This is a genomic window from Mannheimia haemolytica, from assembly GCF_004342115.1.
GTDB classification, from domain to species: domain Bacteria; phylum Pseudomonadota; class Gammaproteobacteria; order Enterobacterales; family Pasteurellaceae; genus Mannheimia; species Mannheimia haemolytica.
The window spans coordinates 1-14,979 of the sequence record NZ_SMAC01000010.1; the positions used below are offsets into that span (position 1 = coordinate 1).

At 40.0% G+C, this 14,979-nt stretch carries 24 protein-coding genes and 1 tRNA gene; 15 read left to right on the forward strand and 10 right to left on the reverse strand.

All coding sequences use genetic code 11. The annotated features are described in order from the left end of the window. Positions 1–103: 103 nt before the first annotated feature. The 3 genes from EDC41_RS04700 to EDC41_RS04710 form a co-directional block, all read right to left on the reverse strand. Positions 104–433 carry a hypothetical protein gene (locus EDC41_RS04700; protein ID WP_006248171.1) on the reverse strand — a complete coding sequence of 110 codons (330 nt, stop codon included), beginning with the start codon at positions 431–433 and terminating at the stop codon, positions 104–106. Between the two features lie 98 nt (positions 434–531). Then, a complete protein-coding gene (locus EDC41_RS04705; protein WP_061888588.1) occupies positions 532–1,050 on the reverse strand; it encodes a BRCT domain-containing protein in 519 nt (172 codons plus the stop codon). A gap of 3 nt (positions 1,051–1,053) precedes the next feature. Continuing rightward, on the reverse strand, positions 1,054–1,740 hold the full coding sequence (locus EDC41_RS04710) for an XRE family transcriptional regulator (RefSeq protein WP_006248169.1): 687 nt from the start codon (positions 1,738–1,740) through the stop codon (positions 1,054–1,056). Positions 1,741–1,863: 123 nt separating this feature from the next. Here EDC41_RS04710 and EDC41_RS04715 point away from each other — a divergent pair, with 123 nt between their 5' ends. Continuing rightward, complete coding sequence (locus tag EDC41_RS04715; protein ID WP_006248168.1) at positions 1,864–2,076, forward strand: helix-turn-helix domain-containing protein; 213 nt, start codon at positions 1,864–1,866, stop codon at positions 2,074–2,076. A 98-nt stretch (positions 2,077–2,174) separates the two neighbouring features. On the opposite strand, the gene EDC41_RS04720 is transcribed toward EDC41_RS04715, so the two are convergent. Further along, complete coding sequence (locus tag EDC41_RS04720) at positions 2,175–2,420, reverse strand: hypothetical protein (protein WP_006253660.1); 246 nt, start codon at positions 2,418–2,420, stop codon at positions 2,175–2,177. Positions 2,421–2,559: 139 nt separating this feature from the next. Here EDC41_RS04720 and EDC41_RS04725 point away from each other — a divergent pair, with 139 nt between their 5' ends. The 12 genes from EDC41_RS04725 to EDC41_RS04775 all read left to right on the forward strand — a co-directional run bounded on the left by EDC41_RS04725 (position 2,560) and on the right by EDC41_RS04775 (position 8,292). Continuing rightward, a complete protein-coding gene (locus tag EDC41_RS04725; RefSeq protein WP_006248166.1) occupies positions 2,560–2,832 on the forward strand; it encodes a hypothetical protein in 273 nt (90 codons plus the stop codon). An 82-nt stretch (positions 2,833–2,914) separates the two neighbouring features. Next, entirely contained in the window at positions 2,915–3,247 is a 333-nt protein-coding gene (locus EDC41_RS04730) for a hypothetical protein (protein WP_006248165.1), read from the forward strand. Between the two features lie 8 nt (positions 3,248–3,255). Continuing rightward, positions 3,256–3,549, forward strand: coding sequence for a hypothetical protein (locus tag EDC41_RS04735; RefSeq protein WP_042803562.1), 294 nt, complete (start codon positions 3,256–3,258; stop codon positions 3,547–3,549). 9 nt (positions 3,550–3,558) lie between these two features. After that, the gene (locus tag EDC41_RS14015; RefSeq protein ID WP_006250962.1) at positions 3,559–3,684 is read left to right on the forward strand and encodes a hypothetical protein; all 126 of its coding nucleotides are present in this window, start codon (positions 3,559–3,561) and stop codon (positions 3,682–3,684) included. A gap of 15 nt (positions 3,685–3,699) precedes the next feature. Next, positions 3,700–3,942 (forward strand): hypothetical protein, encoded by a 243-nt coding sequence (locus tag EDC41_RS04740; protein ID WP_006248162.1) that lies wholly within the window; start codon positions 3,700–3,702, stop codon positions 3,940–3,942. Continuing rightward, on the forward strand, positions 3,939–4,271 hold the full coding sequence (locus tag EDC41_RS04745; protein WP_061888587.1) for a hypothetical protein: 333 nt from the start codon (positions 3,939–3,941) through the stop codon (positions 4,269–4,271). Before EDC41_RS04740 ends, EDC41_RS04745 begins: the two co-directional genes overlap by 4 nt. Beyond that, positions 4,268–6,628, forward strand: coding sequence for a replication endonuclease (locus EDC41_RS04750; RefSeq protein WP_061888586.1), 2,361 nt, complete (start codon positions 4,268–4,270; stop codon positions 6,626–6,628). The genes EDC41_RS04745 and EDC41_RS04750 overlap by 4 nt, the downstream gene beginning before the upstream one ends. A 12-nt stretch (positions 6,629–6,640) precedes the next feature. Next, positions 6,641–6,973 (forward strand): hypothetical protein, encoded by a 333-nt coding sequence (locus tag EDC41_RS04755; RefSeq protein WP_006248159.1) that lies wholly within the window; start codon positions 6,641–6,643, stop codon positions 6,971–6,973. Further along, positions 6,973–7,425 (forward strand): single-stranded DNA-binding protein, encoded by a 453-nt coding sequence (ssb, locus tag EDC41_RS04760; protein ID WP_006248158.1) that lies wholly within the window; start codon positions 6,973–6,975, stop codon positions 7,423–7,425. Before EDC41_RS04755 ends, ssb begins: the two co-directional genes overlap by 1 nt. 10 nt (positions 7,426–7,435) lie before the next feature. Continuing rightward, positions 7,436–7,768, forward strand: coding sequence for a DUF6378 domain-containing protein (locus EDC41_RS04765; protein WP_006248157.1), 333 nt, complete (start codon positions 7,436–7,438; stop codon positions 7,766–7,768). After that, positions 7,758–8,027 carry a hypothetical protein gene (locus EDC41_RS04770; protein WP_006248156.1) on the forward strand — a complete coding sequence of 90 codons (270 nt, stop codon included), beginning with the start codon at positions 7,758–7,760 and terminating at the stop codon, positions 8,025–8,027. The genes EDC41_RS04765 and EDC41_RS04770 overlap by 11 nt, the downstream gene beginning before the upstream one ends. Beyond that, a complete protein-coding gene (locus EDC41_RS04775) occupies positions 8,002–8,292 on the forward strand; it encodes a hypothetical protein (protein WP_006248155.1) in 291 nt (96 codons plus the stop codon). Before EDC41_RS04770 ends, EDC41_RS04775 begins: the two co-directional genes overlap by 26 nt. A gap of 269 nt (positions 8,293–8,561) precedes the next feature. Here the strand turns inward: EDC41_RS04775 and EDC41_RS04785 are convergent, their stop codons facing one another. From EDC41_RS04785 to EDC41_RS04805, 5 genes are all read right to left on the reverse strand, one after another. Then, positions 8,562–8,744 (reverse strand): hypothetical protein, encoded by a 183-nt coding sequence (locus tag EDC41_RS04785; RefSeq protein ID WP_006248154.1) that lies wholly within the window; start codon positions 8,742–8,744, stop codon positions 8,562–8,564. A 277-nt stretch (positions 8,745–9,021) separates the two neighbouring features. Then, on the reverse strand, positions 9,022–10,020 hold the full coding sequence (locus EDC41_RS04790) for a tyrosine-type recombinase/integrase (protein ID WP_006248153.1): 999 nt from the start codon (positions 10,018–10,020) through the stop codon (positions 9,022–9,024). 227 nt (positions 10,021–10,247) lie between these two features. Further along, positions 10,248–10,324: transfer RNA gene (locus EDC41_RS04795), tRNA-Val, on the reverse strand. A 63-nt stretch (positions 10,325–10,387) separates the two neighbouring features. Next, positions 10,388–11,200 carry a bis(5'-nucleosyl)-tetraphosphatase (symmetrical) ApaH gene (gene apaH / locus EDC41_RS04800; protein WP_006251529.1) on the reverse strand — a complete coding sequence of 271 codons (813 nt, stop codon included), beginning with the start codon at positions 11,198–11,200 and terminating at the stop codon, positions 10,388–10,390. Between the two features lie 91 nt (positions 11,201–11,291). Then, positions 11,292–13,268, reverse strand: a complete 1,977-nt coding sequence (locus EDC41_RS04805) for an exoribonuclease II (RefSeq protein WP_006252803.1) — start codon at positions 13,266–13,268, stop codon at positions 11,292–11,294. Positions 13,269–13,427: 159 nt separating this feature from the next. Here EDC41_RS04805 and EDC41_RS04810 point away from each other — a divergent pair, with 159 nt between their 5' ends. Then, positions 13,428–13,706 (forward strand): Bor family protein, encoded by a 279-nt coding sequence (locus EDC41_RS04810; RefSeq protein ID WP_006251532.1) that lies wholly within the window; start codon positions 13,428–13,430, stop codon positions 13,704–13,706. A 24-nt stretch (positions 13,707–13,730) separates the two neighbouring features. Further along, positions 13,731–14,027 carry a Bor family protein gene (locus EDC41_RS04815; protein ID WP_006248148.1) on the forward strand — a complete coding sequence of 99 codons (297 nt, stop codon included), beginning with the start codon at positions 13,731–13,733 and terminating at the stop codon, positions 14,025–14,027. A 52-nt stretch (positions 14,028–14,079) separates the two neighbouring features. Here the strand turns inward: EDC41_RS04815 and EDC41_RS04820 are convergent, their stop codons facing one another. After that, positions 14,080–14,871, reverse strand: coding sequence for an enoyl-ACP reductase FabI (locus EDC41_RS04820; RefSeq protein WP_006252801.1), 792 nt, complete (start codon positions 14,869–14,871; stop codon positions 14,080–14,082). Between the last annotated feature and the right edge of the window lie 108 nt (positions 14,872–14,979).

The window sequence follows — 14,979 nt, forward strand, 5'->3', positions numbered from 1 at the left end:
CCTTTTTGTTTAGATTGATTTTTGACACTCATATTCTAAACGGGAAACTCTCACTTTTTAGAGTGAATTGTCAGATCAAGTCTGATCTTCTACACCTTATGTATTACTGACATTTAGCTTTGCCAAGATCAACCCAATCACCTGTTTGGACTAGTTTTTTTATATCGATTACGCTAACCAACACACCTTTACCTTTAAATCCGTGGTCGTATAAAACTTGGCAAACATATTCGGCGTAGCCATCTCTTTTCGTGCCGTCATCAAAAACTCCAACCTTAAAGATAAATGGTGCAGTCCAAGTCGCATCTTTTACCTTTGGCTCTTCATCACTGATAAAAATTTGCTTTACTTTATTACGAGCAAGTTCGAGGCTATCGGCTTGTACAGGCAATGCAAATAGTGATAGTGCAAGTAGTGTAAGTGCTTTTTTCATATCGGTTTCCCCTATTGATTTGATGTTTAATTCTTCTATGTAATTGTTAGTTTTTAGTTTAGATGATTTTGGTATAAACATCTATTGAGAAGTCAAACCTAATCCGGCACAACGCCAGTTTCTAACATATATAAAAATTCTTCATCGTTGATGATTTTAATACCTAACTTTTCAGCTTTTGCTAGTTTTGCTGGTCCAACAGTTTTCGACTCTTTATCGAAAATTAAAAAATCAACTGCACCAGTTACGTTTTGTACCACTTTCAAATCATTATCTACTGCTAGTTGAATTAATTCATTTTTTCTAGCTTGCTTAAATCCAGTAAAACACAAACCGATTTTATAGATCGGTGTTATTTTTTCTTTTCGTTGCTGGTTCAGAAGAGAATCAAATAGATAAAACACATCTTGAGGAATATTTTTGGCATAATTTTCGGCAAGAGCTAAATCATCAAATTGTTTAATAATGCGATCAGCTCTTAATGTGATAACTCTATTTTTCTGAATACAGTAACCTTTGAAGTAAAGGTCATCAATATTCAAATTAGAAATCGAATAAACTCCAATTTGTTTATGTGATGTAATATAGACAAGATGAGTTAGATTTTGATGTTCCATCACCTAAACCCTCCTAATATGCCCTTGCATAAATTCCACTTTACCGTGAATTTGGAATTTATGCTCATTTTCTGATGTGATTCTCCACTCTTTATAAAGCGGATTGTCGGAAATGACTAACAATTCATCACCGGCGAACTGCAAGCGTTTTACATATAAGTTTTCGCCATAGCTGAAAACATAGACACCATCGCCTTGATAAGCGGATTTAGTGGTATCTACGAACAGCAAATCACCGTTACCGATAGTTGGCTCCATTGAGTCGCCATCTACATTAATAATTGATAAGCCTTTGGCATTTGCACGTTGAAAGACTTGTGCAAAATAGGCATTTTCAAATTCTACTGCGTGCGTGTAAGCGGTTAAGTCTCCCGTGACAAAACTACCATTGCCGGCAGAGGCATATACATCTAACACCTCAAGTCGAAGCATTGAGCTTTCCTCTTCATAAGCGGTCGGATTTTTTCCGATTTTCGCAAAATCTGGTGCTTCGCCTTTGCCGGTTTTGAGCCAATTTACATCGACATCTAGGACGTTTGCAATTTCATAAATCCTTGTGGGATTTCGAGTTTGTCCATTCAGGATTTTAAAAACAGATGGCTGTGAAACACCTATTTGTTCTGCAAATTTTTCCTGTGTTAAACCTTTTTGGTCTAAAACGATTTTCAAACGACTTGCCAAAGTATCCATTAGGAACTCCTTATTTTTGATGAGTATATAACTAAAGGTATAGAAATAAAAATTCATTTGGTTATTGATTTTTTATTTCTTTGGTTATATTATTATAACCATTCAATAACCAGAGTTATATTTATGACTAATAAGAAAATTCAGAAAGCTATTGAACTTGTAGGAACACAAACAAAATTAGCTGAAGCTTGTGGAGTTAGTCAGCCTACGGTCTTGAAATGGCTAAACGGAGGCGGAATTTCCGCTGAATATCTACTAAAAATCGAAGCTGCCACAAACGGGCAGGTAACAATTCGTGAAATTTGTGAGGAGTTGGGAAATGCAACAGCAAAATAAAAGCCCTGAACAGGCAGGGCTAGCGAGTGGGAAATTTACCGTAAGACGTAATCAAGACGGTAAATGGCGTTTAGATTTGACCTTGTTAGATTTTGGTATTAGTTCGCCAGAAACGACTCAAGCTCGTTGCAAATTGCTTCAAGAGCTTCAGCTTGCTCTTCTTCAAGGTCAAGGTCATTTAAATACTGTCGGCGTGAACGTTCGAAAAGCCGGTCCAGTCGTTTGCGTTGGTAGTCTGTTAAGCGACCTTTTAAATCATCAAGAATAATGTTTTTGGCGTTGAGTTGATGGCGTAAGTTTTCAACTTCAACAGTCAGTTCAATAATTTGATCTTCAGTATTCATAAAATTTCCTTTTGGAGGGTTAAAAATATGTAAAACATAACCAAAATTCAACCGCTTGTCTATGGGGATAGATAAGCCGAAACAACAGTAAAAACGCAAAGAATGTGAATAGAGCCTTGGGGAAGGCGTAGGGGAAATAATGAATTTAGACCACACCTGTACAAATTGCAAAAGTAAAAATTTACGGGTTCGTACATCTGAAAAAATCGGTTTGCTGACTATTCAGGCTGTTACTTATTGTAATAACTGCGGCACAGAGCAACTTGTGCAAAGTCAAATTATCCGTGTTCGCACACCGATTTATAAAGAGCGACCGGAAGCAATGCGTATTAATAAATGCTTGATGGAAGCCGATTTGAACACGCCGGATTTGTTCGATGGCGTTGTGGCAGACCAACCTAAGCAAGACTAATCCCAATTTTTAAACAATCGTCAAAATAAGCCTTATTTGCATAGGGCGAGATTTTTGCACCCTAAATTCAGGAATTTGAACAATGAGTAAGCAATTATATTACCGACACAAATCACGTTGGAACAGACTTAACCGCCTTAAGAAGATGAATAAACGTCGCCTTAATCTGTTTTTGCAAGAAAAGCGGGTGGCGAATTTAGAAAGCCGGTTAGCTGATGAAGTAGAGCTGGCAAAGCTGAATAGTGAGCAGATTGGCGATTTACTGCAAGCGTTGGAGTTAAAAGTGAATCGGTTAATTCGCCAAAATGAAAAGCTGAAAGCCCGTGTGATTAAGCTGGAAAAAGTCAAACAGACCCAAAAGCAAGGTTTGTTTGCAATGTTTAAAAAGGTGTTGGGTAGCAAAGGGAATCCTTAGGGGTTGGTATGAGTTTGGTGGCAATGTTTCAAAAGCAGAAAGTGAGTAATAGCAAAAAGGCGTTTAGTTGCGATCACTTCGGCTTGATGTGGAATCAGGCAAGTGAGGAGCATAAGCGGTTGTTATTGCGTGCTGCCTTTTTGCAGGAAAACCCAGAGCCGAAACCGTGGGGAGCTTATAGCAGACAAGAAAAAAGCACCTTGCATTCATTCGGGTTGTGGTTTGAAGAATTTGCCGATTTCCAACGAGTAATGAAGAACGATTCCAAATTGCGTGAAAAACGCATTAATGCACCTGATTAGGAGGGAAATATGAGCCGTAACCGTGAATTGTGTGAGTTTTTTCACAAACTGTGGTGCAAAACCGGTAATCGCTATGCTTATCGCCAATATCAAGCGTTTTTTAAACGGTATCAGACCGAATGTTTAGTTTATTAGTTAGAGGGTAGAAGAATGTCATTAATTACTGTGAACGATTACAAAATCAAGAAAGATATTTTAGATGCAGACGGTAAGCCGTGTTATCAGTTGTACCAAGGCGAGGAGCTATTGCGTGATACCACCAATTTAAGCGAAATCATCGCTTATATGTTTATTCGTGCCGAAGATAAACCGTTTGATGAGTTGTATAACCATATCATCAACCAAGAAGCAGGAGCTAAAACAGATATTAAATTTACGGTAACGGTGAGATGAGCCAGATTACTAAATCCGCTTACACACATATTCACCCAAACTGGCAAGCCCCGAGCGGTAACACCTACCACATTGAGCGATATGAGCTAAAACGGCGGTATGCCTTATTTTGTAATGGTGAGAGGGTAGTTTTATATAAAGACCCAACGCACCCCAATAAGAACGTAGAGAGCCATATAGAAAGTGATGTTTTGTTGTTATGGCTACTGAAAAATGAATTAGGGTGGAGCGGTAATATTAAAGAGCCGTTAAGCCCTCAAGATGTTGAGAATATCCGCTTGTTAGAGCAAGCATTTTGTTTAACTTATAACGGAACTTTCATTAAATGAATTATCAGAATGAGATTCTATCTGCTACAGAGGCTTTCGCAATAGGTGTTTCACTCCCACCTGTTGCCGGTGCTTCTGCTTGTGCATTAGAGCTTCATTCTGATCGTTTATATCAAGCGTTCAAACAGCCTTACACTTCAATGGTTCAGCAAGAATTATTCTCGAAAGACCCTATTCACGAACCGTTACGCCAATCTTATTTTGAGCGTTTGCCTCGTGCCTTAGCAGAGCATTTCGGCAGACAGTATAAGCAAAAGCTACATTACCAAAGCCAATACGACACAGCAGACTGGTTCAAAGCGGAAATGGCACGCAAAATGCCACGCATTGAGGCAGTTATTAGCCAGTATTGCGATGTATTCGATTTTCTGAAGCAATCCCATCAAGATTTAGATTTTTTAGCTGAATTAGATAGTAATGTTTATTTCGGTGCCGGTGTTGATACGCAACAAGCGGTACAAAAAATTAAACAAGATGCCGAAGTGAAAGGTATTCAACTGCCTATGCACCTTTGCCGTTTAGAGAATAGCTCTCGCTATTTAAAAGCTCACGGCATTCGCCCGCTTGCTTACCAAACCGAAGAACAAATCAAACAGCTTGCCTTAGGTATTGCTTATCGTGTTCGCCAAATTCAGCAAGATAACATCGAGCAGAATATGCACAAAGCGACAGATGGCGACACAGCCTATAGTGTGTTGCTTGAATGCTATCGGGCAATGATGGGAGAGGTAAATAAGCTCAAGATTGATTCGCCTTATCAGAAAAAAGCGAGAAAGGGTAGATTAACTGAAGAGGAAATTACCACAGGCTTTTTAAAAATGACCTGTGAAAAATGGTGGACTAGAAAGTTATCTAAAATTGCCGAACAGATGAAAGAGCATTTAGCTATTGCGTGCGGTATGGTGAATATGCTTTCGCCTTACTGTTCAAATGCTCGCTTGAAAGCGTTTGAGGCTCAACGCAAGGCGAATATTGATTATTTGAAATCAATGATCATTGCCAATATCGCCGAGCCGGAAGAGCAACTTTCATTATTTGAAACGTGGTTGAAGTCTGCCTCTAACCCGAAAATTAAACGCCTTGAATTACTCACTCGTATGAATGGATTTGAGCGTTATGCAGATAAGCAAGGGCACGAGGGGTGGTTTATTACCTTGACTGCTCCGTCTAAGTATCACGCAATGCTTTCAAGAACCAGTAGCGTGAACCCGAAATGGAATGGAGCAAGCCCTGCGGAAACACAGGTTTACCTTGTGAATACTTGGGCGAAAATCCGTGCCAAACTCAACCGTGAGGGCGTAATGGCTTACGGTTTTCGAGTGGCTGAACCTCACGCTGACGCTACCCCACACTGGCATTTAATTCTATTCACTCGTCCGGAAGATATGGAAAAGCTTCGCCGCGTGTTCTTGAGTTATGCCTTAGAGGTCGATGGCACAGAAGCCGGTGCGAAAAAATACCGTTGCAAATTCAAGCGTATTGAGAAAGAGAAAGGCTCGGCAACGGGCTATTTAGTGAAATATGTTTCTAAAAACATTGACGGTTTTGGAATGGACGGCGAGCTTTCAGACGAGGCAAATATTCAGGCGAAAGAGAATGCCGCTCGTGTAGGAGCGTGGTCTAGCGTTTGGTGTATTCGACAGTTCCAGCAGTTAGGTAATATTCCGATCAGCTTATGGCGTGAGTTACGCCGTTTGGGGAGTGTAGAGCAAGAAGATGAAACTTTAGAGAAACTCCGTGTGATTGCAGATAGCGGTGAGTGGGACGTTTTCACCGAAGAATTAGGCGGTGCGTTGGTTAAACGTGCCGATTTAGTTGCACGTATTACTTATACCGAACGCAAAAGCGAAACCGGTGAGGCGTTATATACGATGTATCAAGAGCCATCATTAAAAGTGAGCGGCATTATTAACATTAAAAACGGTGTGCAGATTAATACACGCCCGAAAGAGTGGAGCATTCAACTTAAACCTAAAAACTGGGAGGAGCAACAATTACAGAAAAAATTAGAAAATGCAACCGAAACGGAACGAGCGGAAGCTAAACGTAAATACTACGAGAAGTTAGGGTTTAACGAAGAGGCTATCGCTTTATTAGGGGAGCTTGCTCCCCCTTGGACTTGTGTCAGTAACTGTACGGGGTCAAAAAATAATCAGATTAGTGAAGAGGCTCGAAATTGCCTAAGAAATGAACTGATTACAATGCGAGGACGGGTTACTGAACATCAAATAGACGATTTACTAAACGGCAAGCGGTTAAAAATTTGGGGAAATTCGCAAAAAACAATGTTTGTGAGTTATAGCCGTGGGCGTTTAATTGAGCATATTGTTGATAATTATGAGAGTTTTTTGAATTAGGATATTAAGAAAATGGTTAAATTTATTCGTTTAAATTTGATTAATTATTTCATTGAGAAAGATGAATATGGAGAACCGGTGCGTTGCAGAGCGTTTCGTTATGATGAGATTATTCAAACTAAGTTTATTGAAGGATTTCGAGAGGGAGAGATACCAGCTGATGATTATGGATTTGAAGATTGGAATGGTTCGGTTCTGATTTTAAATGAAGAAGGACGTAAATATTTTGAGAACTATCTTTTTGATGTAAAGAAGAATTATTGTAGAGCAAGGGATAACTATGTATATGTCTTGGAAACTTTAGACGAAATTGAAATGAAGTTAGGATTATTGGAGGCGAAATAATGAACTTAGTCACATTAGTCGGACGTTTGGGGCAAGACCCTGATATTAGAACAATGCAAAATGGTGAGAAAGCTGCGGCTTTATCGGTAGCGACCTCTGAAAAGTGGACAGATAAGCAAACAGGTGTGAAGAAAGAAAGCACCGAATGGCATAGGGTGGTGCTTTATCGCCGATTAGCTGAAATCGCCGAATTGTATGTAAAAAAAGGGCATTTGGTATCAATTATCGGGAAAATTAAAACCCGAAAATGGACGGATAGCAACGGTGTTGAGCGGAGTATTACAGAGATTATTGCCGAGCAGATGCAAATGCTCAGTAGTGGTGAGAAAAATACGCCAAATACGCCAAATAAGGCAGAAAATAAACCGCAACCAAAGCAGAAAAATCAAGACGTGATGACTGCGGACGAGCAGAAAGATATTCCGCAGTTTGATGATGATATTCCGTTTTAGGGGGTGAATAATGAGAGAATGGGAAAAACAAATGCCATTTAGTGCAAATTTACATATAAGACCTACAGGAAAATTTGAAGTGAAAAATGTAAACATAGAACAAATAATCGGAGAACGTGGCAAAAATTACGGCAACTTTGATGATGTTGCCACAATGAGCCAGCAGTTAAAAGCAGTGTTGCTGGATACCAATACTCAACTTAAACCACATCAAAAAGAGGCAGGCGAGATGATCTGCTTGAAACTGGCTCGCATTTTTGCAGGTTGTAATCCGGACTATGAAGATAACTGGCGAGATATTGCGGGTTATGCGGTGCTGGGAGGGAAATTAAATGAAAAATAAAATGGGGAGTAAATTTATACGAGTCAGAGTTGAGCATCCACAGCGGAAAAAAGAAGATATTGAGCTTGTGCAGGATGTGGTTGCTTATCATATTTTTAATCTTTTTAAATTTGAGGAAAGTGGGTTACGGGGGTTTAGTCAGTATGATTTGGAAATTGATGTGAAAGTTAAGCCAGTGTTAGAACAAAAAGAAATGCCTGTAGATGTTTGGATTGATGATTTAGGTGGTAAAAATGGAACAATTACAAGCGGTCAGTAATGAGCAAGTTTTTGCAAAACTTTGTGAGGTTGAGCGGTTATTAAAAACCAAAGGGGTGAATGAGCATAGCCGTGAATTGTGGGATTTGGGCGATGTAGCAGCATATTTCGGCTACACTAAAGAACACACCAGCCGAAGTGTTGTATCTAGTCCACATTTTCCGAAACCGATTGCCCTTGACGGCTTACGAGGCAAGGGCAGGGGGGCGAAGAAGTGGGTATCCGGTGAAGTGGTGAAATTTTGTTTGATGTGGAAGGTGAAGTGATGATAAAAAAGATAATCTTAGATGCTTGTTGCGGTAGCCGAATGTTTCACTTTAATAAGCACAACCCCTCGGTATTGTTTGCTGACAATCGGGAATCCCTGTATCGAAAATTTTAAATGTTATCGAATACCAACCTATCTATGGGCATAAAAGCGGTAAACATAACAAAACGCATTGGCTGGCATTTGTAAAGATGGATAATAACGATTATTTGTAAAGTATTTCAAAATACAAAAGCCGATAAATTTCATTATTTATCGGCTTTTGTTTTATGGGTTGTTTTGCTTGAATTGTTGAATAGCTTGAATAATCAGCTGGTTTTGTGGAATGTTGAGTTTTTGGCTAAGTACTTCGATTTCTGCGATCACCTCAAGCGGTAGTTTAAAGGATTTTTGCTTTATTCCTCGTTTTGCCTCGCTTTTAGCTTGGATTTCATTTCTTGACATTGCCATAATTTATCCCTATTATAAATTTTGTTGAAGAGCTGGGAGCTTTCACCCCCAGCGAGTTGCTTCAGATTAGTAAGCTGGGGAGCTAAGGACTAATAAGAAGACAACTAGGATAATGTATTTAAACATTGTGCTATCCTTCTTCATTTCGTAAGGTTTAAGCCTTACGCTCACTTTCAAGCTGTCTCTTGAAAGTGAGGTTATTATAATATAGGGTATCCTACATTGCAAGTAATAAATACAAAAAAGCCGATAAATTTTCGTTTATCGGCTTTTGTTTTTATTGCAGTTTGCTCACAAGTTCTGAAATATCAGGGTTATAGTAGGTATTTTGCAAAATACTTAAATCTCGATGCCCCGATACTTTGGCAAGCTCCATTACCGTCAGATATTTAGACAAACGTGTGAGTGCCTCTCGCCGTGTGTCGTGAAAATGCAGATCGGCATTGTGTAGATTGGCTTTTTGTTTCAGCTTGCGAAAATTCGAATCAAGGCTGCGACTGGTGAGCTGGAAAACACTGTTTTGCTTGTTCGGTTCAAGTTGTGCCAACTGATTTAAAATTGCTATTGCTTTGGTTGAGAGTGGCACGGTGCGTGAATAACCGTTTTTGGTTTGTGGCAAAAATGCGGTGCGTGCCTGCAGGTTTATATGTTCCCATTTTAAACCAGCAATTTCACCCGCTCGCATTGCAGTCTCAATCGCAAATAATAGTGCTGCTCCGGCTCTTTGTTGCATTAATAGCGGTGGCTGGTTAGGGCTGTAGCCGGAGACAAAAATCAGTTTGTCTATCTCCTCATCGCTATATCGGCGAGTTCTTGCTGGTGGCGTTTTGATTTTTTCCAGCGTTTTTAGAGGATTTTCTTTGAGATAATCCCATTCCATTGCTTTTGTAAAGAGTGCCGATAAAGTGGCTCTTTCTCTTGAGACGGAAACCGGCTGCACTTCTTGCAAGCGTTGGTTTTGCCATTGGCGTAAATGCTCTTTGGTGAGTGCCGGTAATGGTATATTTCCCAAGTTGCTGCCGGCAATTCTTAGCAGGCGATAGCGTTCTTCCCTTTTGCCACGTTTGGTCGGAGTGACCTCTTTGAGGTATTTGTCGATTAATTCGGCAAAAAGAATGTTCGGGGTGGTGTTATATTCTCCGGCATCAATTTGAGCCTCTAAAGCGTAAGCCCAGCGGTTTGCCTCTGTTTTGGTGCTGAAAGTGGCAGTTTTATAAATGCCTTTTTTGCGGACTTGTGCTCGGTATTTGTTGCCGTTCTTAATAATAGTAGCCATTTTTTTATTCCTTTGTGCATGTGTGCAGTTTAAGTGTGCAAATGTGTGCAAAGGAATGTTAATAGAGATCATAAACGATCAATAAATATCAAGTTTTCATATCAAAAATGATGTTTTTATTGATGTTATGCTACACTTGGGGAAGTGTTTTAAATCAATAAGCTATTGATTTATAAGGGGTATTTTTGGGGTTAAGCCTGAATGGGGATATTCAGGCTTAAAAATAATGGTGCGACTAGCTGGACTCGAACCAGTGACCCCCACCATGTCAAGGTGGTGCTCTAACCAACTGAGCTATAGTCGCGTTAACGGTGTGCATTCTATTGGAAAAAGGAACTTAGTGCAATATGCTTTTGGTCGAATGCTTTTATTTTAGACGCTTTTGGGTAAAAATTTGTTTATCTTCCCAACGGAGCATGGTTAAATGGCTTCCCCAAGCACAGCCGGTATCAAGTGCATAGATGTTTGGACGAGTGCATTTGCCCATTAGGCTTGCCCAGTGACCAAAGATAATGTTTTTCTGTGTAAATAACGGATTATCTAAGTCAAACCAAGCCAGCAGTTCTTGAGGGGCTTGTTCAAGCGGTAATTTACAGTCAAAATCTAACCGCTTGTCGGTGTAGCAAAACCGCATACGGGCAAACACATTGATGATATAACGCCAACGTTCAACACTTTGCAAATCTTCACTCCAGCGTTCGGGCTTATTCTCATACATTTGGGCGATGTAGTCCGCATAATTGTCACTTTGTAGCACCTTTTCTGCCTCTTTGGCACAAGCTAGGGTAGTTGCTAAATCCCACTCAGGGCTGATTCCTGCGTGAGTCAGCAAAAATTGATGTTTGGGGTGATGAATTACAAGCGGTTGATTTCTGAGCCAATTTTGCAAATCGAGCCGATCTTTAGCCTCAAAAATAGCATCAATCTTATCATTTGGTTTTACCCGTTTGATGCCAAGCATTGTGGCAAGCAAGTGCAAATCGTGGTTGCCTAGCACGGTTTTGGCATTGTTTGCAGAGTCTTTCACAAAACGTAAACAGGCTAAAGAGTCCTCACCACGGGCGACTAAATCCCCTGTTAAAAAGAGTTCGTCTTGCTTGGGGTTATAATTGACTTTTTCTAATAAAAGCTGAAATTCGTTAAAGCAACCGTGTAGGTCGCCTACAATATAAGTTGCCATTGTTTCTCCTTTGTTCCCCTAAAGTTATAAACAAGCGGTTATATTTTAGAGAAAATTTGCAAAATCTCATCAAAATATAACCGCTTGAAATTTAAATGATATTTCCTACGATTGAGCGGGTTTCTAAGCGTACTTCGGTGAGTTTCACTTTCACCGCTTGCCCGATCTGATAGGCTTTTTCACCTTTAATATAAAGTGCAAGTTCTTCTTGGCGGTATTCCATTTCCTCTTTGTTGTCGTGCAAGCTGGAGAATGGCACAAAAATTTGAGCACCGTTTTTTATGACTTTCGCACGCAAGCCACCACGGGAAACATCTGCAATTTCGCACTCAAATTCGACCGCTTGTTCCACCATTGGGGCAAGGTAACGAGCATAAAGCCAGTCAGCAATATCACGTTCTACTAAACGGTTTTGACGGCGAGCTTCTTGTAAACGGCTTAAAACTGATTCTTCCACCGCTTGGCTTTGTTTGCCAAGTAACACTTGCTTGATTAAACGGTGGTTTACCATATCGCCATATTTACGGATGGGTGATGTCCAAGTGGCGTAATCGGTAATGCCTAGCCCGAAATGCGGGGCAACTTCGGCTTTAAATTCAGCGAAGGTTAAATAACGTCGTAAACGCAACTCTAAGAATTTCTCTGGGTAGTCTTGAATATCACGTTGCATTTGGCAATAGCCTTCTAAGGTTGCTAAACGCTCGGCGGAGTAGCGTTCGGCAAGCTCATCACGATTTTCATCGCTGGCTAAAGTTTGGAGTAAAAATGATTTTACCAATTCATAATTTTTCGGATCAAAACCTGAATGGGTATTAAATACACCGGTTTTGGCATGTTGGCTTAAGAATTTTGCACAACAAATATTGGCAAGAATCATTGATTCTTCGATCATTTGATTCGCAATACGGCGATATTCAACGTGAATATCTTTTACCGAGCCATCTTCATTTAACTCAAAGGTATAATCGCCTTGTTCTTTGAATAGCAACGCATTCTCGGCACGCCATTGAATGCGGGCTTGAGTAAATTGATGTAGCCACTCAATTTGTTGTTTTGTTTCTTCAGACTGAGGTTGCCACGCATTTTCCACGCCTTCGAGATAATCGGAAACATCGTCGTAAGCCAAGCGATCTTTTGATTCGACCCAAGCAGAGGTAAAGGTTGTCTCTTTAATGAGATTGCCGTTTAAATCGGTTTCAATAAAGCCAACGAGGGCAGGGCGTTTTTCATTCGGGACAAGCGAACAGAGATCGTCTGAGAGTTCTCGAGGTAACATTGGAATGTTAAAGCCCGGCAAATAGTTGGTGAAACAACGCTGGCGAGCGGCTTTTTCAATATGGGAATTTTCTGGGATATAAGCGGTTGGGTCAGCAATCGCTACCACTAAACGCCAGCCGGTTCGCTTGCCATTTTGCTTAATTGGTTCGATGAACAGAGCATCGTCCATATCTTGCGTGCTTGGGCTGTCAATAGTGGTAAAGTAAAGATGAGATAAATCTTCACGAGCTAATTCATCGTGTAATTCATAGTTTTTTTCATTTGCGACCGGTTCACGAGGCTGTTCGTGGCGGGCAAGTGTGACCCACCAAGGGGCAAAATTATCAGATTCTTTACAGATAAATTGGGTAACTTGAGCAAAGAAAAAACGGTCGTCACGCAATGGGTGCGTTTTTAATTGTGCAACCACCCAGTCGCCATTTTCTAATTTTTCAGTGACTTTTTTATGGGTATTTGCCGGGATAGTTTGCTTAATGCTTGGGTGATCAACCGCAAGTTGCAATTTGCCCTCTTTATTCAAGCGAACTTGGGCAATAAATCTATCCAGCATTGGCTCAAGTAGTGAATCAATTTCTACCTGTTCTTTGTCGCCATCACGTTTGACTACGGCTTTCACTGAATCACCGTGCATTACTTTTTTCATTTCCGCAGGTGGAATAAAATAGCTTTTTTTATCGCATTCTAAAAAACCGAATGCTTTGTCTGAGGCTTTGACAACGCCTGCGACATATTCTTTGCTTGCTTCAATTTGTTGTTTGAGTTGGGCTAAAAGGGGATTGTTTTGAAACATAATTTCTCATTTTAAAAATAAAAAAAGGTGCTATCGTTGCACCGAAAAAAACAATGGCATTATAACGGATTTGAACCAAGTTCAGCAAATAAATGCTGTTGCTATAACTTATAAAGGTTAGTAGAATATAATCCATTTAAAAATAATGGAGACTTTTCAATGAAAAAATTACTTGCAATTGCAACAGTATTTTCTTTAGCAGCCTGTTCTACTCAAACACTTGAACTATCTCCTGCTAAGGAAGCTCAATATGATCGTGTTCAACACTTCTTTGTTTCAGGGTTTGCTCAAAAACAAGAGATAGATGCAGCAAAAATTTGTAATGGTGCAGATAAGGTAGGTAAGGTAGAAACTGAAACTACTTTCTTTAATGGCTTGTTAGGTACAATTACTTATGGTATCTATTCACCTCGCCAAATCCGTGTATATTGTAACTAATCCTAGTAATTTAAGGAGTTGAAAATGAAAAAATTGCTTGCTATGTCTGTATTAACAGCCCTGCTGACTACAGCATGTACAACACAAACTGCCCATATTGGCGGCAAAGTTACTGATAATATTAAACCAACTAAGAGTGTAACTCAGTCGTTCTTTATAGGTGGGATTGGGCAAGAAGAAACATTGAATGTTGTAGAGGTTTGTGGTTCCAAAGATAAAGTGCAGCAGGTTGAAACAGTACTTTCAGGTGGGGACATTCTATTAGGTCTTGTGACTATCGGTATTTATACACCTCGTACTGCAAATGTATATTGTAAGTAATATTTTATTAAAAAAATAACGGACTCAATTGAGTCCGTTATTTTTATAGGAATTACTCTTCGTCGCCTAATTCACCCATTGCCATTACGCTGAAGCCGGCATCAACGTGTAACACTTCACCTGTTACACCAGAGGCTAAATCTGAGCATAAGAAAGCTGCAGAGTTACCTACATCATCAATAGTTACGGTGCGGCGTAAAGCAGCGGTTTTCTCGAAAGCAGAAAGCATTTTCTTGAAGTTTTTAATGCCTGAAGCAGCTAATGTACGGATCGGGCCGGCTGAAATCGCATTTACACGAATACCTTCTTTACCTAAATCGGCTGCCATTACACGGGTTGCAGCTTCTAAAGAGGCTTTGGCTAAGCACATTACATTGTAGTTAGGGATTGCACGCTCTGCACCTAAGTAACTTAAGGTTAAAAGGGTGGCATTTTCATTTAAGAAGGGGCGAGCAGCTTGAGCCATTGCAACAAAGCTATAGGCACTGATGTCGTGTGCAATACGATAACCTTCACGGGTTGCGGCATTTACATAATCGCCGTCTAATTGATCGCCCGGTGCAAATGCGATAGCGTGAATAAAACCGTCAAATTTTTCCCAATGTTTGCTTAATTCAGTAAAGCACTCAGTAATGCTTTCATCGGTTGCTACATCTAACGGAAGGACAATGTCTGAGCCAAATTCTTTGGCAAATTCTTCAACTCGTGGTTTTAATTTATCGTTTAAGTAGGTGAATGCAAGTTCTGCACCTTGTTGCTTCATTGCGTTTGCAATACCGTAAGCGATCGAACGGTTGCTTGCTAAACCTGTCACTAAAATACGTTTACCAGTTAAGATACCCATAAAAATTCCTCTTTTATATTGATTGGGGCAAAATTGTGTCGATTATAACGGATATAGGAAAAACGGGCAAATGGAGTTAGCGGCTCATCGGATCAGAAATCCCTTTTT